Annotated in this window: 14 protein-coding genes and 1 pseudogene; 2 read left to right on the top strand and 13 right to left on the bottom strand. The window is 72.5% G+C overall.

The genetic code is table 11. The features are described from left to right. Positions 1-67 precede the first annotated feature (67 nt). Complete coding sequence (locus RMN57_RS17940) at positions 68-697, top strand: helix-turn-helix domain-containing protein (RefSeq protein ID WP_313764365.1); 630 nt, start codon at positions 68-70, stop codon at positions 695-697. Positions 698-823: 126 nt separating this feature from the next. On the opposite strand, the gene RMN57_RS17935 is transcribed toward RMN57_RS17940, so the two are convergent. Next, positions 824-1,780 (bottom strand): M23 family metallopeptidase, encoded by a 957-nt coding sequence (locus RMN57_RS17935; protein ID WP_313764364.1) that lies wholly within the window; start codon positions 1,778-1,780, stop codon positions 824-826. A 446-nt stretch (positions 1,781-2,226) separates the two neighbouring features. On the opposite strand from RMN57_RS17935, the gene RMN57_RS17930 reads away from it, so the two are divergent. Further along, a complete protein-coding gene (locus RMN57_RS17930; protein WP_313764363.1) occupies positions 2,227-3,414 on the top strand; it encodes a beta-eliminating lyase-related protein in 1,188 nt (395 codons plus the stop codon). 145 nt (positions 3,415-3,559) lie between these two features. On the opposite strand, the gene RMN57_RS17925 is transcribed toward RMN57_RS17930, so the two are convergent. From RMN57_RS17925 to nadC, 12 genes and pseudogenes are all read right to left on the bottom strand, one after another. After that, the gene (locus tag RMN57_RS17925; RefSeq protein WP_313764362.1) at positions 3,560-5,911 is read right to left on the bottom strand and encodes an immune inhibitor A domain-containing protein; all 2,352 of its coding nucleotides are present in this window, start codon (positions 5,909-5,911) and stop codon (positions 3,560-3,562) included. Positions 5,912-6,262: 351 nt separating this feature from the next. Continuing rightward, positions 6,263-8,782 carry an ATP-dependent Clp protease ATP-binding subunit gene (locus RMN57_RS17920; protein ID WP_238863651.1) on the bottom strand — a complete coding sequence of 840 codons (2,520 nt, stop codon included), beginning with the start codon at positions 8,780-8,782 and terminating at the stop codon, positions 6,263-6,265. Positions 8,783-9,478: 696 nt separating this feature from the next. Beyond that, the gene (locus RMN57_RS17915; RefSeq protein WP_313764361.1) at positions 9,479-9,829 is read right to left on the bottom strand and encodes an Lsr2 family protein; all 351 of its coding nucleotides are present in this window, start codon (positions 9,827-9,829) and stop codon (positions 9,479-9,481) included. A gap of 92 nt (positions 9,830-9,921) precedes the next feature. Continuing rightward, on the bottom strand, positions 9,922-10,458 hold the full coding sequence (locus RMN57_RS17910) for an amino-acid N-acetyltransferase (protein ID WP_313764360.1): 537 nt from the start codon (positions 10,456-10,458) through the stop codon (positions 9,922-9,924). A 9-nt stretch (positions 10,459-10,467) separates the two neighbouring features. Continuing rightward, the gene (locus tag RMN57_RS17905) at positions 10,468-10,905 is read right to left on the bottom strand and encodes a BlaI/MecI/CopY family transcriptional regulator (protein WP_313764359.1); all 438 of its coding nucleotides are present in this window, start codon (positions 10,903-10,905) and stop codon (positions 10,468-10,470) included. A 120-nt stretch (positions 10,906-11,025) separates the two neighbouring features. After that, positions 11,026-11,148 carry a hypothetical protein gene (locus tag RMN57_RS17900; protein ID WP_255752688.1) on the bottom strand — a complete coding sequence of 41 codons (123 nt, stop codon included), beginning with the start codon at positions 11,146-11,148 and terminating at the stop codon, positions 11,026-11,028. A 4-nt stretch (positions 11,149-11,152) separates the two neighbouring features. Then, positions 11,153-12,694, bottom strand: a pseudogene (gene lysX / locus RMN57_RS17895) (bifunctional lysylphosphatidylglycerol synthetase/lysine--tRNA ligase LysX); the annotation flags it as partial. A gap of 182 nt (positions 12,695-12,876) precedes the next feature. Beyond that, positions 12,877-13,611, bottom strand: a complete 735-nt coding sequence (locus tag RMN57_RS17890) for a hypothetical protein (RefSeq protein WP_313764357.1) — start codon at positions 13,609-13,611, stop codon at positions 12,877-12,879. 116 nt (positions 13,612-13,727) lie between these two features. Next, positions 13,728-14,963, bottom strand: a complete 1,236-nt coding sequence (locus RMN57_RS17885) for an ABC transporter permease (protein ID WP_313764356.1) — start codon at positions 14,961-14,963, stop codon at positions 13,728-13,730. A gap of 148 nt (positions 14,964-15,111) precedes the next feature. Further along, the gene (locus RMN57_RS17880) at positions 15,112-16,812 is read right to left on the bottom strand and encodes a peptidoglycan-binding domain-containing protein (protein ID WP_313764355.1); all 1,701 of its coding nucleotides are present in this window, start codon (positions 16,810-16,812) and stop codon (positions 15,112-15,114) included. 145 nt (positions 16,813-16,957) lie between these two features. After that, a complete protein-coding gene (locus RMN57_RS17875; RefSeq protein WP_238863656.1) occupies positions 16,958-17,743 on the bottom strand; it encodes a type III pantothenate kinase in 786 nt (261 codons plus the stop codon). Between the two features lie 35 nt (positions 17,744-17,778). Next, positions 17,779-18,738 carry a carboxylating nicotinate-nucleotide diphosphorylase gene (gene nadC, locus RMN57_RS17870; RefSeq protein WP_313764354.1) on the bottom strand — a complete coding sequence of 320 codons (960 nt, stop codon included), beginning with the start codon at positions 18,736-18,738 and terminating at the stop codon, positions 17,779-17,781. Positions 18,739-18,740 lie beyond the last annotated feature (2 nt).

Below are 18,740 nucleotides of genomic sequence, written 5' to 3'. Positions count from 1 at the left end.
CGGGGGGACGGGCATCGGAAGCCGGGCCCGGCCAACGCAGCACTCCGACCGACGCATGAGGCAGGCCATGGGTACGACGCACAGCCCGCGCAGCGACACCCGGGCCCGCATCATCGCGGTCGCACTGGAGCTGTTCTCCGAGCAGGGCTACGAGCAGACCTCGCTGCGCGAGATCGCCGACCGGCTCGGCGTCACCAAGGCGGCGCTGTACTACCACTTCAAGACCAAGGACGACATCGTCCACGGCATCATCGAGGGCATGGCCGCGCCGATCGACGAGACCATCGCCTGGGGCCGGACGCAGCCCTGGTCGCCCGGACTGCGCGACGAGCTGATCCGGCGGTTCGCGGCCGGCATGTCCGAGCGGGCGCCGCTGCTGCGCTTCTTCCACGAGAACCAGCCCGCGCTGCGCGACTCGGCCGCGGGGCTGGAGTTCCGGGACCGCATGATCGCGATGGTCCGGCTGGTGCACGGCCCGGACGCCACCTTCGAGGACCGGCTGCGCGCCGCGATGTCGCTGTTCACCATCAACTCGGCGCTCTTCCTGCTCAAGCAGGACATCACCGAGTGCGAGGCCGAGGGGCACGCCGACGACGCCCCGGTGAAGGTGGCCACGCTGGAGGAGGCGATGGCGGCCGCCCAGCGGGTGGCGCTGGAGATCGGCGCTCTGATCGACCACCCGGCGACGGCGGTCTGATCGACCACCCAACGGCGGCCGTCTGACACCGGCTCACCGGTCGGCCGCGCGCAGGGCCCGCCGCCACGCAGGCCGAAGGGCGGCCGGGTCGGTGACCCGGCCGCCCCGAGAGTCCCGGACGGTGTCTCAGAACCCGGTGACCCCGTGCCCGGAGAGGTAGGCGATCGGGTTGATCACCGCGCCGTAGTGGTTGCTGGAGCGGATCTCGAAGTGCAGGTGGGGCCCGGTCGAGTTGCCGGTGCTCCCGGACCGGCCGATCTGCTCGGCCGCCGACACCTTCTCGCCCTTCGACACCGAGATCGACGACATGTGCGCGTACTGCGCGTACCGCCCGTCGGCGAGCCGGAGCACGACCTCCTTGCCGTAGGCGCCGTCCCAGCCGGCCGAGACCACGGTGGCGTTGCCGACGGCCAGCAGCGGGGTGCCCGGGGCGACCGCGAAGTCCACCCCGGTGTGGTAGCCGGCCGCGTACTCGGGGTTGGCCACGCCGTACGGGTTGCTGGTCGGCGCGCCCGGCACGGGCGCGGACCACTCGGGGGCGGGGGCCGGAGCGGGGGCGGGCGCCGGGGCCGGGGCGGGCTCCGGGGCGGGCGCGGGCGCCGGTTCGGCCGGGGCGGCCTGGTCCTGGGACGCCGCGGGGGCGGCGGGCGGCTCGGGGGCCTGCAGGTTGGCGGCGACCGCCACGTCCTGCTGGGCCGACTCCTGGTCGTGCGCCAGCTTGTACGGGCTCGGGCCGGCCACCTGGACCACGCCCGTGGCGGGCGCCGCGCCCTGCGGGGCGGTGAACGCCGAGCTGCCGGGCGTGGTGGGTATGACCGTATGCGCCGAGGCGCTGCCGGGGGCGGCGACCAGCAGGGCGCCGGACAGTATCACCGCGCTGGCGCCGACCGCGGTGGCGGTGCGGTGCCGGGCGGCCCGGAGCGGGCCCTCGGCCAGCGTGTGCCGCGGGGTGGTCAGCGCGCGCAGCGGGGCGGCGTGGGTGCGGACGGCGTGGCCGAGCCGGGGCTGCCAGGCCGCCGCCTGGGTCGCCGCGCGGGCGGCGAGGCGGCGGAGGGCCGGCCCCATGGGCGGGACGGAGGACATCGGAAGCTCAACCTCACGGACGTACGGGGACAGCACAACGAGCCCGTTCGGGCGTGCTGAGCGGGGGACCACTCAGGTGTAACCGTCACCGAGCGGAGTCCCAAACGGTGTGACCTACTACGGCGTGTAGTCAGCGTCGCTCCGGAGATTCAAGCTGACGGAGTAACGATCATTCGATCGGATAGTCCGTTCGGGGTCGGAGTCGCCCACGAGGCCCCTCCGCCGCTCCTACTACGGCCGCTCGTACCGTCCGGGCCGCCTGTGACCAGTGCCACCCGCCGCCGGGGTTTGCGGCCCGCCAGGGCCCCGCAGAGCCGCTGTACGAGGTGCGCCGAGCAGCCTGCGGAGCCCGCCCGGGACCGGCCCACGCGGCCCCGGGCCGCGCCGGCGGCGCTCGCGGTGTCCGCGCCGCTGACCGGAAGCCCCCGCTGCGGGACCATCGACGCATGTATCCCAACAGGAGCGAATCCACCGGGGGCGGCCACGGCCCGAGCCTCCAGGAGCGCCGCTACGCCGCGCTGCGCGGCTGCGAGCGGCTGCTCTCCGGCGCCCGGCCGCGGAGCATGCGCGAGCGGCTCGCCGACCTGGCCGAGGACGCCGGCGGCGTGTACGACCTGGACCGGCGGCCGGACATGTACGGCGACGGCGTGGTCCGCGCCCTGGAGCGGAAGGTCGCGGACCTGCTCGGCACCGAGGACGCGGCCTTCTTCCCGACCGGCACCATGGCCCAGCAGGTCGCGCTGCGGATCCACGCCGAGGCGGCCGGCCTGTGGACGGTCGCGACGCACCCGCTCGGGCACACCGAACAGCACGAGCGGCAGGCGCTCTCCGCGCTGAGCGGTCTGCGCAGCGTCTGGCCAACGGCCGCGCCCCGTCTGCCGACCGTGGCCGAGCTGCACGCCTTCGACGAGCCGTACGCGGCGATGATCGTGGAGCTGCCGCTGCGCGAGGCCGGGTTCGTGCTGCCGTCCTGGGCGGACCTGCTGGCGGTGGCCGCGGTGGTCCGGGAGGAGCAGGGCGCCGCGCTGCACCTGGACGGGGCCCGGATCTGGGAGTCGGCGGTGCATTTCGGCCGCCCGCTGCCGGAGGTCGCCGCGCCGGCCGACTCGGTCTACGTCTCCTTCTACAAGACCCTCGGCGGGATCAGCGGCGCCGCGCTGGCCGGCCGGGAGGGCTTCGTCCGGACCGCCAAGGCCTGGCGGCACCGCTACGGCGGGCAGCTCTTCCAGCAGTGGCCCGTGGCGCTCTCCGCGCTGGCCGGCCTGGACCGCGAACTGCCGCGCCTGGCGGGGTACGTGACGCACGCCAGGACGGTCGCGGCGGCGCTCGCCGAGGGGTTCGCGGCGGTCCCGGGAGCCCGGGTCCACCCGGCCCCGCCGCACACCCATCAGTTCCAGCTCTGGCTCCCGTACTCCCCGGAGGAGCTGGACACGGCGGGGCTGCGGCTGGTGGAGGAGACCGGTGCGGCGCTGTTCGGCGGCTGGCGGGAGCGGGGGCTGCCGGGGCTGTCGATGACCGAGGTGACGGTGGCGGCCGACGCGCTGGAGTGGACGGAGAAGGACGTCGTGGAGGCCGTGGCGGCCTTCGTCGCGCTGCTGCCGGGCCGTCGGCCCCAGGGGGCGGACGGGGACTGACCCGCCGGGTCTGACCGGCCGGGCCTGGGCCTGACCGGCCGGGCCGCCCGGAAAGGCGTCCGGCCCGCCCCCGCAGGTGCGGGGACGGGCCGGACGGTGCATCAGAGGCGCCTGGTCAGAGGCTGATCGTCACTGCTCGGTGCGATCAGTTGTCGACCGGACGGACCCGGATCCAGGTCTCCAGGTAGTTCGAGGACTCGTTCTCGACCTCGATGCTGGTGCCCGTCTTCGGGACGATGACGCTGCTGTACGGGTTGTCCTTCGACCAGTACGACTTCAGGTCGGAGAACTCGTCGACACCCTTGGCCTTCGGAACGACGGTCTCGACGCCGTTCTTGTGCAGGGTCAGGCTGTCGACCTTGCGCGAGCCGAAGGGCGAGTCGTAGCCCTGGATGCGCGGACGCATCAGGCTGCCGTCGGCCCACTTGATCGGGGTCGGGTGCGAGTCGACCGGGAGGATCAGACCCGAGCCCGGGTGGTTGGTGACGTTGTTGTCGCTCTGCGACTCGTCCCACAGCCAGATCAGCAGACCGGCCTGGTACGGGTAGTGCTCCACCCAGTTCGGCTTGGTGGTGCCGAAGCCGAAGTTGTACGGGCCGACCTGGAGGGTGCGGTCGTACGAGAGGTACTGGCGGTTCTCGGCGATGTAGTACTGGTTGTACTCGTTCGAGAACTTGCCGGTGATCCGGGAGAAGCCCTTGGCGGCCCAGCCGTTGTCACCGTTCTCGGCGCCGTCGGTGAAGACGGTGGCGCCGTCGGCGGTGATGCCGATCTCGTCCAGGGCCAGGCCCTTGAGGTGCAGACCGCCGTCGGTGGTGTAGTGGAAGCGGACCTTGACGGCCTTGCCGGCGTAGGCGTCCAGCGAGAAGGACAGGTCGCCCCACTTGCCGCCCGAGTTGCCGGTCAGACCGGCCTTGTTGGCGGCGTTCTTCGGGATGGCGACGCCGTTGAAGGTGCCGTCCAGGGCGGTCCAGTTGGCGCCGCCGTCGGTCGAGACCTCGGCGTAGCCGTAGTCGAAGTCCTGCTCGATGTCGTACCAGGCCTTGGCGGTGAGCGAGGCCTTGGCCTTGCCGGTCAGGTCGACGTCACGGGCCAGCGAGACGTTCAGGTCGTCCGCGCTGCCGCTCCACCACTCGTTGCCACCCGCGAACGGGGTGTTGATCTCGGTGGTGACGGTCTTCTTCGGCAGGTCGACGACCAGCGCCTGCGGCAGCTTGGTGTTGAACTCGACCGGGCCGATGTGGTGGGTCGACTCGGTGCCGGCCTTGGCCTTGTCGTACTTCAGCCAGCCGAGCTTGAGCTTGCTCCAGGCGTCGAGGTCGTTCGGCATGTCGCCGATCGAGTTCTTGCCCTCGCCGAGCCAGGAGCCGGAGGACATCAGCGACCAGAAGCCGACCGAGTTGTCGATCCCGCTGCCCGAGGTGTCGTAGAGGTCCGGCAGACCGAGGTCGTGGCCGTACTCGTGGGCGAAGACACCGAGGCCGCCGTTCTCGGGCTGCATGGTGTAGTCGCCGATCCAGATGCCGGTGCTGCCGACCGGGGTGCCGCCGAGCAGGTTGCCGGCCGGGCCGGTCGAGCCCTGCTGGGAGCCGTAGGCGTACGAGCGGTGGGCCCAGAGCGCGTCGGTGCCCTGCTTGCCACCGCCGGCCGACTGGTCCTCACCGGCGTGCACGATCTGGAAGTGGTCGATGTAACCGTCGGGCTCGTTGAAGTTGCCGTCGTGGTCGAAGTCGTACCGGTCCCACTGGTCGTACTGCGCGATGGTGGCCTTGATCTGAGCGTCCGTCTGGCCCTTGGCCTTCTGGTCGGCGACCCAGGCGGTGATGCCGTCGCGGATCAGGTCCTGCGCGTTGGAGCAGACGTGCTGGCCGCAGTAGTCCGAGCCGTAACGGGCCTCGTTCCACGGCACCTTGACCCAGTCGGTGACCTGGCCGTCGACCGAGTAGCGGCCCGAGGACTGCTTCTCGTAGTACGTCTTCAGCGAGTCCTGGGTCTTGCTGAAGTACATGTCCTGGTAGTGCTGCTGGTTGTAGTCAGCCTGCCAGAGCGTCGAGTTGTTGGTCGCCGCGTCGGGCTTCTCGATCTGGTTGTGCGCCGGACCGGGGGTGCCGCCGTACTTGACCTTGCCGTCCGGAGTCTTCGTGGTGGTGTCCACCTGGTCGCTGAAGTCGACCAGGATGGTGAAGATCTTGTCCGTGCGCTCGCGGGCCAGCTCGACGTACTTGTCCTTGCCCAGCTTGATGCTGGTGCTGCCGCCGTGCTCCTCGATCTTCGCGGTCCCGGCGAGCAGCTGCTCGGTGGCAGCCTTCTGCTCGGCCTCGACCTTGGCGGTCAGCGGGCCCGGGATGTTGTGTTCAGTGCTGACCTGAACAGCGTCGGCCGGGTCCTGCGGGACCGGAGCGGAACCGGCCGCGACGGCCGTGCCCGGGAGCAGGCCCGCGCCGAGCGCGGCTATGACCGCCGTGGCCGAGACGGCCGCAGCGGCTTTCCTGGTCATCTTCAACGTTGTGACGTCCTCCCCAAACCGGCCGGCTCTTGGCCTCCCGGTAAACCAATGAAAGACAGGTGGAGGACATTTGATCCAAGCGTGGACGGAAAAGATAGACCTTGACCGTGACATGGCCACAGCGCTATCCTCCGCGACTTGCTATCAGATGACGGAGCGTCAACAACATTGTCATTAATGATGACAGTTGAGTCGATCGTGTTCGCACGAGCCCCTGAGGGGGCCTCCGACCTGCGGCTTCGTGGTCAGGATCACAGGTTTCGGGACGTCGCGTAAAACGGCCTGAGCCCCCGGCGCGAACGCCGGGGGCTCAGAATGTTTGCTGTTGTCTGTTAAATGTTGCTACTTCGTCAGGTCCGGACCGGACGAGGCGACAGCAGCCGGAGTGTCCGCGACCGCGGACTTCTCCTCGCCGCGGAAGGTGAAGGTGGCCTCCTTGCCCTCACCCTCGACGTCGACGACCACGATGTGGCCGGCCCGCAGCTCACCGAAGAGGATCTTCTCGGAGAGGTGGTCCTCGATCTCGCGCTGGATGGTGCGGCGCAGCGGACGGGCACCCAGGATCGGGTCGTAGCCGCGCTTGGCCAGCAGCTTCTTGGCCTCGACGCTGAGCTCCAGGCCCATGTCCTTGTCCTTGAGCCGCTCGTCCACCTTGGCGATCATCAGGTCGACGATCTGGATGATGTCGTCCTCGGACAGCTGGTGGAAGACCACGATGTCGTCGACGCGGTTCAGGAACTCGGGGCGGAAGTGCTGCTTGAGCTCCTCGCCGACCTTCGCCTTCATCCGCTCGTACCCGGTCTGGGTGTCGCCCTGGGCCGCGAAGCCCAGGTTGAAGCCCTTGGAGATGTCCCGGGTGCCGAGGTTGGTCGTCATGATGATGACGGTGTTCTTGAAGTCGACCACGCGGCCCTGGGAGTCGGTCAGGCGACCGTCCTCCAGGATCTGCAGCAGCGAGTTGAAGATGTCCGGGTGGGCCTTCTCGACCTCGTCGAAGAGGACGACCGAGAACGGCTTGCGGCGGACCTTCTCGGTCAGCTGGCCGCCCTCCTCGTAGCCCACGTAGCCGGGGGGCGAACCGAAGAGCCGGGAGACGGTGTGCTTCTCGGAGAACTCGGACATGTCGAGCGCGATCAGCGCGTCCTCGTCGCCGAAGAGGAACTCGGCCAGCGTCTTGGACAGCTCGGTCTTACCGACACCGGACGGGCCGGCGAAGATGAACGAGCCGCCGGGGCGCTTCGGGTCCTTGAGGCCCGCACGGGTGCGCCGGATGGCCTGGGAGAGCGCCTTGATGGCGTCCTTCTGGCCGATGACGCGCTTGTGCAGCTCGTCCTCCATGCGCAGCAGGCGGGAGGTCTCCTCCTCGGTCAGCTTGAAGACCGGGATGCCGGTGGCGGTGGCCAGGACCTCGGCGATGAGCTCCTCGTTGACCTCCGCGACGACGTCCATGTCGCCGGCCTTCCACTCCTTCTCGCGCTTGGCCTTGGCCTGCAGGAGCTGCTTCTCGTCGTCGCGCAGGGACGCGGCCTTCTCGAAGTCCTGCGCGTCGATCGCGCTCTCCTTCTCGCGGCGGACGTCGGCGATCTTCTCGTCGAACTCGCGCAGGTCCGGCGGCGCGGTCATCCGGCGGATGCGCATCCGGGAGCCGGCCTCGTCGATCAGGTCGATCGCCTTGTCCGGGAGGAAGCGGTCGGAGATGTAGCGGTCGGCCAGGGTGGCGGCGGCGACCAGGGCGGAGTCCGTGATGGAGACCCGGTGGTGGGCCTCGTAGCGGTCGCGCAGACCCTTGAGGATCTCGATGGTGTGCGGCAGCGAGGGCTCCGCGACCTGGATCGGCTGGAAGCGGCGCTCCAGCGCGGCGTCCTTCTCCAGGTGCTTGCGGTACTCGTCCAGGGTGGTGGCACCGATGGTCTGCAGCTCGCCGCGGGCCAGCATCGGCTTCAGGATGCTGGCGGCGTCGATGGCGCCCTCGGCGGCGCCCGCGCCGACCAGGGTGTGCAGCTCGTCGATGAACAGGATGATGTCGCCGCGGGTGCGGATCTCCTTGAGCACCTTCTTCAGGCGCTCCTCGAAGTCACCGCGGTAGCGCGAGCCGGCCACCAGGGCGCCGAGGTCCAGCGTGTAGAGCTGCTTGTCCTTGAGCGTCTCCGGGACCTCGCCCTTGACGATCGCCTGGGCCAGGCCCTCGACCACGGCGGTCTTGCCGACGCCGGGCTCACCGATCAGCACGGGGTTGTTCTTGGTGCGGCGGGACAGCACCTGCATGACCCGCTCGATCTCCTTCTCGCGCCCGATCACCGGGTCGAGCTTGGCCTCGCGGGCGGCCTGGGTGAGGTTGCGGCCGAACTGGTCCAGGACCAGCGACGTGGACGGGGTGCCCTCGGCGGGCCCGCCGGCTGTGGCCGACTCCTTGCCGCCGCCGGTCTGGTAACCGGAGAGCAGCTGGATGACCTGCTGGCGCACCCGGTTGAGGTCGGCGCCCAGCTTCACCAGGACCTGGGCGGCGACGCCCTCGCCCTCGCGGATCAGGCCGAGCAGGATGTGCTCGGTGCCGATGTAGTTGTGGCCGAGCTGCAGGGCCTCCCGGAGCGACAGCTCCAGGACCTTCTTCGCCCGGGGGGTGAAGGGAATGTGACCGGACGGGGCCTGCTGGCCCTGGCCGATGATCTCCTCGACCTGCTGGCGAACGGCCTCAAGAGAAATCCCGAGGCTCTCCAGGGCCTTAGCGGCGACACCCTCACCCTCGTGGATCAGACCCAGGAGGATGTGCTCGGTGCCGATGTAGTTGTGGTTGAGCATCCGGGCTTCTTCCTGAGCCAGGACGACAACCCGCCGCGCGCGGTCGGTGAACCTCTCGAACATCGTTTATCGCTCCTCAGAGCGGTCGGGCAGTTCGGGGTCGGTCCCCGCCCTGTCCTTCCGCATGCTAGTCCCGCTCAGCGGCGCGGCCCACGGATTCACTCCCCTACGGGAGCGAGATGCTGCGCGACCAGCCGACACCAATCCCAACCTGATGCTGGGAGACGGTGTTCCCACAGGTGGGCCGGATGCACCAGATACCGCTACGCCATCGGCGAACAACGCCGGCCTCGGCGGATCCGGGCGGCCTGCGGTCGGTCGCACGTACTGCCCCGGTCGGGGTGGTCGGACCCCGTCCACCTGCATTCATACCCGGTATCGGGGCGGTTCTCGCGCAGTTTCCGCGGTGGCGGTGTTCGCCTGGCGAGAAGTCGGCCGGCGGTGACGGCGGTTCAGCTGCGGCCGCTGCGGCCGGTAGGCCATACCGGTGGTGTCGGCGTTACCGCTCCGCCCCTACAGCGTTGCACAGCTCGTGATTGTTCCGCCGCCCGAGCCGCAGCCCGACCGGCAGTCCGGGCCGACGCCCGGGCCGGCGGCCGCGGCGGTGCCCGAAGGGGCACCCGCGCCCGGGCCGGCGGCCGCCAGGCCGCGTGCCGCGGGGCGCGGAGGAGGATCCTCCGCGCCCCGTGCGTGTGGCCGGAAGGCCGCGGGTGCCCGCCGGGGCCCCGCACCCGCTCCGGCGGTCCGGCGGCGCCGGGATCAGGACGCGTTGGCCTTCTCGTAGGCCTCGCGGACGTTGCTCGGCACCCGGCCGCGGTCGTTGACCTCCAGGCCCTGCTCCTTGGCCCACGCGCGGATCTTGGCGGTGTCCGGAGCGCTGCCGGACGGCCGCGGAGCCGCGCTGCGGCCCGGGCGGCGGGCGCCGACCAGCCGACCGCTCTGCTTGCGGCCCTTCTCCACGTACGGCGCCAGCAGACCGCGCAGCTTGTCCGCGTTGGCGCTCTTCAGGTCGATCTCGTAGGCAACGCCGTCGAGCGCGAACGTCACCGTCTCGTCCGCCGAACCACCGTCGAGATCGTCTTCAAGAATGACCTGCACCCTCTGTGCCACGGGCTTCCCTTTCCGCTAAACGACCCATTGCCTAAGGAAAGGAAAGCGCCTTTCCGCGGAAAACACAAACCCCTGCCCGGCCCCGGGGGCGGTCACAGGTGCAGCAGCATGCGCGAGTTGCCCAGAGTGTTGGGCTTCACCCGCTCCAGGTCGAGGAACTCCGCGACACCTTCATCGTACGAGCGGAGAAGTTCTTCATAGACATCCGTAGCGATCGCCGCCGGGTCTGTCGTACCATCATCGGTTTCCTGGAGCTCGCCGATCTCGACGAAACCGTGTTTCGCGAAGAAGGGCACCTCGAACGTCAAGCAGAAAATCCGACGGACGCCCAGCCAGCGCGCGGTCTGCAGCAGCTTCTCCAGCAGGAGGTGCCCGACCCCGTGCCCGCGGCAGGACGGATCGACCGCGAGCGTGCGGACCTCGGCGAGGTCCTCCCACATGACGTGCAGCGCTCCGCAGGCCACGACCGCGCCGTTGTCGTCGCGTTCCGCGACCCAGAACTCCTGGACGGACTCGAACAGTGTGACCGTCGGCTTGTCGAGCAGAATGCCGTCGCGCGAGTACGCGTCGATGAGCCTGCGCACTGCCCGCACGTCCGTGGTCCGCGCCCGGCGGATGGTGACCTCCATGGCGGGACGTTATCGCGCCGGCCCCTCCCCGGTCTCCCCGGTATCCGGCGGGGGCCCGGCGGAATCCGCCGGGGCCGGATCGGCCGGGAACAGAGCGGCCACCCGCAACGCGTCGCGCAGCGCCTCCCGTTGCTCGGGCGACATCAGGCCGAAGAAGTGGACCAGGGCCGCCGCGGGATTGTCACTGGTCGCCCAGGCGTCGTTCATCAGGGCCGCCGTGTAGGCCTCGCGGGACGAGACCGGTTCATATCGATAGGCCCGCCCGGCGCGCTCCCGGCGCAGCCAGCCCTTTCTGTGGAGCTTGTCCAGGACGGTCATCACCGTGGTGTACGCGATATCGCGTTCCGACTGCAGATCCAGGAGAACCTCGCGAACCGTGACCGGTCGGTTCCACTGCCACACCCGGGTCATGATGGCGTTCTCAAGTTCGCCGAGTTGCCGGACCATAGTGCGGCCAGGATAGGGAGTGAATGGGGCAAATCTTGTGAAGTGCCGCCAAACCGGCGCGCCGCCACCCCCGGGAATCGGGAATGGCGGCGCGCGGCTGCTCGCGGGCGGCTGACGGCGTCAGTCGACCAGGTCCTCCTTGGCCTTCTGGGCTCCGCCCTGGGTGCGGACGATGGCCCGCACCAGGAAGCCGAAGAAGACCGCCATGACCAGCGGCGGGACGATCGCGCTGACGTAGTCCATCAGGTCACTCCTCCTCTGTCTTCTCCGCCGTGGCGGCGGACGCCTTGGGCTCCGGCTTCACCAGCGGGAAGAGCACGGTCTCCCGGATGTTCTTGCCGGTCAGCAGCATGATCAGGCGGTCCACCCCGAGGCCGAGGCCGCCGGTGGGCGGCATCGCGTACTCCAGGGCCCGCAGGAAGTCCTCGTCGAGCTGCATCGCCTCGACGTCGCCGCCGGCCGCCAGCAGGGACTGCGCGGTCAGGCGGGCGCGCTGCTCGACCGGGTCGATCAGCTCGGAGTAGGCGGTGCCGATCTCGGTGCCGAAGATCACCAGGTCCCACTTCTCGGCCACGCCCGGGAGCGAGCGGTGCTGGCGGGTCAGCGGGGAGACCTCGGTCGGGTAGTCCTTGATGAAGGTCGGCCGGACGGCGTTCTCCTCCAGCAGGCGCTCGACCATCTCCAGCACGATCTGGCCGTGGCCCCACTCCTTCTCGAAGGGGATGCCGTGCTCGGCGGCCAGCTTGCGCAGCTCCTCGACGCCGGTCTCCGGGGTGACCTCGGTGCCCAGGTGCGCGGAGATGCCCGGGTAGACGCTGACCTCGGCCCAGGGCTCGGCCAGGTCGATCTCGTGCTCCACGCCGTGCGGGTCCAGGCCCTTGATCACCGTGGTGCCCAGCGCGTCCCGGGCGGCGTTGACGATGGTGGCCCGGATCAGCTCGGCCTGGGTGTCGTAGTCGCCGTAGGCCTCGTACGACTCCAGCGAGGTGAACTCCGGGTTGTGGGTGGAGTCCGCGCCCTCGTTGCGGAAGTTGCGGTTGATCTCGAAGACCTTCTCCGCGCCGCCGACCACGAGCCGCTTGAGGTAGAGCTCGGGGGCGATCCGCATGAAGAGGTCGATGTCGTACGCGTTGATGTGCGTCTTGAACGGGCGGGCGTTGGCGCCGCCGTGCACCGGCTGCAGCATCGGGGTCTCGACCTCGATGTAGCCGCGCTCCTCGTAGGTGCGGCGGATCGAGCGGACCACCTTGGAGCGCAGGTGCAGGATCTCGCGGGCCTCGGGGTTGACGATCAGGTCGACGTACCGCTGGCGGACCCGGGCCTCCGGGTCGGTCAGGCCCTTGTGCTTGTCCGGCAGCGGGCGCAGGCACTTGGCGGTGAGCGCCCAGCCGTCCACCATCACCGACAGCTCGCCGCGGCGGGAGGTGATCACCTCGCCCTCGACGCCGACCTGGTCGCCGAGGTCGATGTCGGACTTCCAGGCGGCCAGCCGCTCCTCGCCCAGCTTGTCCAGGGAGAGCATCACCTGGAGGTCGGCGGTGCCGTCGCGCAGGGTGGCGAAGCAGAGCTTGCCGCCGGTGCGGGAGAGGATCACCCGGCCGGTGATGCCGACCCGATCGCCGGTCGCGGTGTCCGGCGCCAGGTCCGGGTGCTTGGCACGGAGGTCCGCGATGGTGCTGGTCCGGGGGAATCCGACCGGGTACGGGTCGACACCGGCCGCCCGCAGCCGGTCCAGCTTCTCGCGCCGGACGCGCATCTGCTCGGGAAGGTCGTCGGTCGCGGGGAGGGGGCTCTGATCGCTCACCCCACCAGGGTAGCCAGCCCGCGGTGGTGCTCCGCCACGGGATATCCGTGCCGCGCGCCCGGGCCGGTCAGGGGCGCGGTGGCCGGGCCGCGCGCGGCGACGGGCCGGGGAACGCCGGAGGGGGAGGCCGCGGTGCGGTCTCCCCCTCCGGGCGCGGGCGGGCGCGGTCAGCCGGTACCGGTGGCCAGTTCCAGTTCCTCGCCGGCGGTGGGCGGCGCGGGCCGGGCCGGGGGCTTGGGCCGGCGGCCGAACAGCTCGGCCGGGGTGGGCATCCGGTGCGGCCGGGGCGTCGTCGTGGGAGCGGTCTGCTTCGCGGCGGCGGTGGGCTCGGTGCTGCTCATCGGGATCCGTCCTCCAACAGGGATGGGGAGACTGCTCGGGGGTGCGGCGGGGCTCGGTACGGCGACGAGGTGGCGCTGGCCGGTGGTGAGGGCGAGCCGCTCGCGGACGGCCGCCTCGGCCAGCGCGTGGCAGCGCCCGGCCAGCCGCGAGCGGCGGGACCGCTCGTGCTGGCCGCACGGCTGGCGGGTGAGCCCGCGCAGCGCGGTGAGGTCCTCGGGCCCGGGGAGGTAGCCGTCGGTCACGGCCTCCTCCAGCCGTTCCAGGTAGCCGCCGGCGCTGCCGGGCAGCGCCGCCCGGTAGCGGGCGAGGTCGGCGAGCAGGAAGGCGCGGAGTCGGCCGCCCTCCTGGACGGCCTCGTTGATCGCCTCGGTCAGGCGCAGGGCGTCCTGGACGTCCTCGGCCCACAGCTCGGCACCGGTGCCGTTGAACGGCAGCCGGTCGGAGCCCTGGAGGTGGACGGGGGCGGCGGGGTGGAGGGCTTGGGCGAGGGCGCGGCGCAGCACGCGGACTTCGTCGGCGCTGAAGGCCATGCCGCCGCGCGATCCGTGTGGCGTAGGCATGCGCTGACACTACGTGAGGAATATCCGATTTGTCGGTAACGTCGCGCCGATGCCCCACGTTTGGCCCGGTGATTGGCCCGTGGACGAAGCGTCCGGCGTTACGGGGGCCGCCGGGGTCAGTGGCGGAGCGCTTCGGCCGGTTGGATCCGGGCCGCGCGCCAGGCCGGGTAGGCGCCGGCGAGCAGGCCGGTCGCGAGGCCGACGGCCGGCGCGGCGGCGACCGTCAGCGGGTCGAGGACCGGGGTCCAGCCGCGGGCCAGGGCCACCCCCAGCACGGTGAGCACCCCGAGTGAGGCGCCGACCAGCCCGCCGACCAGCCCGAGCGAGGCCGACTCGGCGAGGAACTGGCCGGTGACGTGGCGGCCGCGGGCGCCCAGGGCCCGGCGCAGCCCGATCTCGGCCGTCCGCTCCAGTACGGCGACCAGGGTGGTGTTGGCGATCCCGACCGCGCCGATGACCAGGCAGACCCCGGCGAGCAGCAGGAAGAGCCGGTCGAGGTCGGAGCCGACGCCGGCGCGCAGGGTGCGCGGGTCCGGGGGCGGGACCGGGGTGAAGTTCTCCGGGTGGGCCGGGTCCAGCGCGAGCGGGGCCTCGTCGGCGACCTGCCGGGCGGCGCCGATCCGGGTCGCGACGAGCATCTTGGCCCGCTCCCGGTCGGGCCCGCCCCAGAGTCGCTCGGCGGCCCCGCGCGGGACGGTGACGGAGAGCAGCAGGTCGGCCTTGCGCCGCACGCCGTCGACGATCCCGATCACGGTGAACGGCCTGCCGTCCAGGAAGATCGCGGGCTGGGTGTCCAGCGTGGTGATCCCGAGCCGGGCGGCCAGCGCGGAGCCGACCACCGCGACCTGCCGCCCGGTGGTGTCGTGCCAGGAGTCGAAGGTGCGGCCCTGCACCAGGTGCGGCTCGGCGGCGGCGAGGACGCCGGCCGAGGCGGCGACCACGGCGGCCTGCTCGCCGCCGGCCGTCCGGCCCACCGGCGCGGCCCGGACGGCGTCGGAGGCCTGCGGCACCGGCCAGTAGACGCCGGCCGCCTCCACCCCGTTCAGCCGCTGGATCCGGGCGTCGGCGTCGGCCGGGAAGGAGAGCCCGGCCAGCTCGGGCCGCGCGCCGCCGGTGTCCTCGACGCTCACCTCGGTCGCGCTCAGCACGCTGAAGCGGGAGTCGATCCGGGACGACGCGGTGGCGGTCAGGCCGAGGACGGCCACGAAGGCGCCCACCCCGAGGACGGTGCCGAGGCCGGTCAGCGCCGAGCGGGCGGGCCGCTGGAGGATTCCGGCCAGGGCCTCGGCGAGCAGGTCCCGCAGCGGCAGCCGGGACGGCTCGACCGGCCGGGCGCGGCGGCGCGGCCTCATGCCGGGACCACCCCCTGCCGGGCGCCGGCGGCCGGGCGGGCGCCTGGGGTGCCCACGGGCGGGGCGGCGCGGTTGCCCGCGGGTTCGACGCTTCGGGTGCCCGCGTGCGGGGCGGTGCGGGTGCCCACGGGCGGGGCGGTGCGGGCGCTCACCGGGTGCCCGCCCGGGGGCCGGCGTCCCGGACGCCGACGATCACCCGGTCGCCGGGCCGGACCGCGTCCTCGACCAGCGGCCGGACCTCCGCGCTGCCGCCGCCGACCGTGCCCGGGGCCACCTCGACCCGGCGGCGCTGCCCGTTCTCGTAGACCGTCACCACGGTCCTGCCGTCGGCCGTGGCGGAGACCGCCGAGAGCGGGACGACCAGGACGGGGCCGGCCGAGGAGGCGGCCTGGACGGTGAGCCGGACGTCCTGGCCGGCCAGCCCCGGGTCGAGCGGGGCGTCCGGCTGGACCACCAGCCGGTAGCCGGCCGGGCCACCGGCGGGCCGGCCCGGGGCTCCGGCGCCGGGTTCGCTCCCGCCGCCCGCGCCCGCGCCGCCCGGCCCCGCCCCGCCGCTCCGGGCGCCGCCGGCCGGTGGGTCGTCGCCGGGGGTGTCCGCGACGGTCGCGACCCTGGCGGCGGCCTTGGTCCCGGTCAGCTCGGAGAAGATCTCCACCTGCTGGCCGGGGTGGACCAGGCCCTTGTCGGAGACGGCCAGGCTGCCGCGGACCGTCAGCGCCCCGGCCGAGACGGTCAGCACCCTGCCCGCGGCCTCGGCGCCGATCCGGCCGGTGACCGCGTCGACCCGGGCCGGGAAGTCGGCGAGGAAGAGCAGCTCGCCGGCCGGCACCATCGGGCCGACGGTGGCCGTGACGTCGGCGGCCCGGGTCCGGAGCCTGGCGAGGTCCTCGCCGGCGCGGGTCACCTGCTTCTGCGCGGTCTCGACGGCGGTGCGGGCGGCGTCCACCGCGCTCTCGCCCGCCGGGACGGCCGGCACGGCCGGAGCAGCGGGCGCGATCGGCGCGACCGGGTCGGAAGGCGCAGCCGGTACGGCCGGCGGTACGGCCGGCGCGGAGGCCGGTTCCGGGGCCCGGGCGGATTGCTGGGCCCGTTGGGCGGCGAGGGCGTCGTCGTGGCGCTTCCGGGCGGCCCGCAGCGCGTCCTTGGCGTCCTCCAGCGCCCGCTCGCCGCCGGTCACCGCGTCCTGGGCCGCCGCCAGCCGGGCGTCGCCGTCCGGCGAGGCCGGCAGCGGGTCGTACCCGCGGGCCGCGTAGAACGCCGCCACCGCGGCCTTGGTCGCCGGCCCGTAGCGGCCCGCGGGGTCGCCGTCCGAGGCGAACCCGAGCTCGGCCAGGGCCTGTTGGAGCTGCCTGACGTCCTGTCCGGTGGCCCCGGGCTTGAGGTCGCGGTAGACCGGCAGCTCGCCCCGGAGCGCGAACACGGGGCGTCCGGCCACCTCCAGGACGGACTGCCCGGCCTGCACCTGGTCGCCCGCCTTCGCCGGGAGCTTGGTCACCACCGGCCTCGCGCTGCCCACCCCGGCGGTGCCGGCCGGTGCCACGTCCACCGACTGGCCGGCGCCGACCTGCCCGCGCAGCACCACCGAGTCGGTCAGCACCCGCCGCTCCACCGGCGCGGTCAGCACGTCCGGTGGCGGGGGCAGGCTCTCCGAGGCCGCCCGGGCGGGCGACCTGATCACCAGCGAGGCGGCCAGCCCGCCGCCGGAGAGGACCGTCGCGGCCGTCACGACCGCCGCCAGCAGTCGCCGGCGCCGCCGCAGCAGCGGCCGCCCGGCACCGTCGTCCGGCGGCTCCCGCCCGTCGGCCGGGCCGTTCCCGGCCGTGCCGTCCGCCCCCTCGAACTCCGCCACGCCCCACCCTCGATCCGGACCGCCGGCCGCCGGGCGGCGGCCCACCGTGCTTGGCCGCAACCATCATTGACCGCGCGTCAGGTCTTGGGAAGGGTGGGGCGGCCGGTCGCCGGAGGGTGGCCCGGGGGCGGTGTGCCGGGGCGCGTCAGCTCGGGCGGTTGCGCTCGTAGACCAGGCGCAGGCCGATCAGGGTGAGCCAGGGTTCGTGGACGTCGATGCTGCCGGCCTCGCCGAGCACCAGCGGGGCCAGGCCGCCGGTGGCGATGACCTGGACGTCGTCCGGGTCCTTGGCGAGCTCGCGGGCCATCCGGTCGACCAGGCCGTCGACCTGCCCGGCGAAGCCGTAGAGGATGCCGGACTGCATGCCCTCGACGGTGTTCTTGCCGATCACGTTGCGCGGCCGGGCCAGCTCGATCTTGCGCAGCTGGGCGCCGCGGGCGCCGAGCGCCTCCACCGAGATCTCGATGCCGGGGGAGATCGCCCCGCCGACGTAGTCGCCGCGCGCGTTGATCGCGTCGAAGGTGGTCGCGGTGCCGAAGTCGACCACGATGCACGGGCCGCCGTAGAGGTGGTTGGCGGCCAGCGCGTTGACGATCCGGTCCGCGCCGACCTCCTTGGGGTTGTCCATCAGGACGTGCACCCCCGTCTTCACCCCGGGCTCCACGATCACCGCGGGGACGTCGCCGTAGTAGCGGCGGGTCACCTCGCGGAACTCGTGGAGCACCGAGGGGACGGACGAGCAGATCGCCAGGCCCTCCACCGCGGCCTCGTTGACCGCGGTGTGCGAGCCCATCAGCCCCTGCAGGAGCACCGCCAGCTCGTCGGCCGTGCGGCGCGGATCGGTGGAGATCCGCCAGTGCTCGACCACGTCCTCGCCGTCGAACAGGCCGAGCGTGGTCTGGGTGTTGCCGACGTCGATGGTGAGAAGCATGGGGTGCTTTCTGCGTGAGGGGTGATCAGTAGTGATCAGGCGCGCAGGTCAAGGCCGATGTCCAGGATCGGCGAGGAGTGCGTGAGCGCGCCCACGGCCAGGTAGTCCACACCAGTCTGGGCGACCTCGCGCGCGGTGGCCAGGGTCAGGCCGCCGGACGCCTCCAGCCTGGCCCGGCCGGCCACCAGGTCCACGGCCTCCTTCAGCCGGGGGACGGTGAAGTTGTCCAGCAGGATGAGGTCCGCCCCGGCCTCCAGCACCGGCGGGATCTGCTCCAGGGTGTCCACCTCGACCTCGACCGGCAGGTCGGGGTAGGCCGCCCGGACGGCCCGGAACGCCTCGGCGACGCCGCCGGCCGCGATCACGTGGTTGTCCTTGACCAGGGCCGCGTCGGAGAGCGCCATCCGGTGGTTGGCGCCGCCGCCGCAGCGGACCGCGTACTTCTGCAGCGCCCGCAGGCCCGGGGTGGTCTTGCGGGTGTCGCGGACCACCGCGCCGGTGCCGGCCAGCGCGTCGGCCCAGGCCCGGGTGGCGGTGGCGATGCCCGAGAGGTGGCAGAGCAGGTTGAGCGCGCTGCGCTCGGCGGTGAGCAGGTCGCGGGTGCGGCCGCGGACCGAGAGCAGCACCTGGCCGGCCTCGACCCGGTCGCCGTCCTGGACGTGGCGCTCGACCTCGAACTCCTCCTCGCAGACCAGCGAGACGACGGCCTCGGCGATCCGCAGGCCGGCCACCACGCCGGCCTCGCGGGCGGTGAAGTCGGCGGTGGCGACGGCGTCGGCCGGCACGGTGGCGACCGAGGTGACGTCCTCGCCGCCGGCGAGGTCCTCGGCCAGCGCCAGGGTGGCGACGTCCTCGACCTCGACCGGGTCCAGCCCGGCCTCCTCCAGGAGCTCGGCGAGCTGCGGGTCCAGGCCGGTCTCGTAGCCCTCGCCGTCGCCGCAGGCGCAGCCGTCGCCGCAGCCGGCCATCGGGAGTTCCTCGTGGGAGTGGGTCATGG

The sequence above is a fragment of the Kitasatospora sp. CM 4170 genome (assembly GCF_032110285.1).
In the GTDB taxonomy this organism is placed as follows: domain Bacteria; phylum Actinomycetota; class Actinomycetes; order Streptomycetales; family Streptomycetaceae; genus Kitasatospora; species Kitasatospora aburaviensis.
The sequence above is the reverse complement of the archived record's forward strand: the minus strand, read 5'-3'. Positions and strand labels throughout refer to the sequence as shown.

Bases quoted from the DNA above. Each gene is read 5' to 3' on its own strand.
- RMN57_RS17940 (WP_313764365.1), top strand. From the start codon at position 68: ATGGGTACGACGCACAGCCCGCGCAGCGACACCCGGGCCCGCATCATC.
- RMN57_RS17935 (WP_313764364.1), bottom strand. From the start codon at position 1,780: ATGTCCTCCGTCCCGCCCATGGGGCCGGCCCTCCGCCGCCTCGCCGCC.
- RMN57_RS17930 (WP_313764363.1), top strand. From the start codon at position 2,227: ATGTATCCCAACAGGAGCGAATCCACCGGGGGCGGCCACGGCCCGAGC.
- RMN57_RS17925 (WP_313764362.1), bottom strand. From the start codon at position 5,911: ATGACCAGGAAAGCCGCTGCGGCCGTCTCGGCCACGGCGGTCATAGCC.
- RMN57_RS17920 (WP_238863651.1), bottom strand. From the start codon at position 8,782: ATGTTCGAGAGGTTCACCGACCGCGCGCGGCGGGTTGTCGTCCTGGCT.
- RMN57_RS17910 (WP_313764360.1), bottom strand. From the start codon at position 10,458: ATGGAGGTCACCATCCGCCGGGCGCGGACCACGGACGTGCGGGCAGTG.
- RMN57_RS17905 (WP_313764359.1), bottom strand. From the start codon at position 10,905: ATGGTCCGGCAACTCGGCGAACTTGAGAACGCCATCATGACCCGGGTG.
- RMN57_RS17900 (WP_255752688.1), bottom strand. From the start codon at position 11,148: ATGGACTACGTCAGCGCGATCGTCCCGCCGCTGGTCATGGCGGTCTTC.
- RMN57_RS17890 (WP_313764357.1), bottom strand. From the start codon at position 13,611: ATGCCTACGCCACACGGATCGCGCGGCGGCATGGCCTTCAGCGCCGAC.
- RMN57_RS17885 (WP_313764356.1), bottom strand. From the start codon at position 14,963: ATGAGGCCGCGCCGCCGCGCCCGGCCGGTCGAGCCGTCCCGGCTGCCG.
- RMN57_RS17875 (WP_238863656.1), bottom strand. From the start codon at position 17,743: ATGCTTCTCACCATCGACGTCGGCAACACCCAGACCACGCTCGGCCTG.
- nadC (WP_313764354.1), bottom strand. From the start codon at position 18,738: ATGACCCACTCCCACGAGGAACTCCCGATGGCCGGCTGCGGCGACGGC.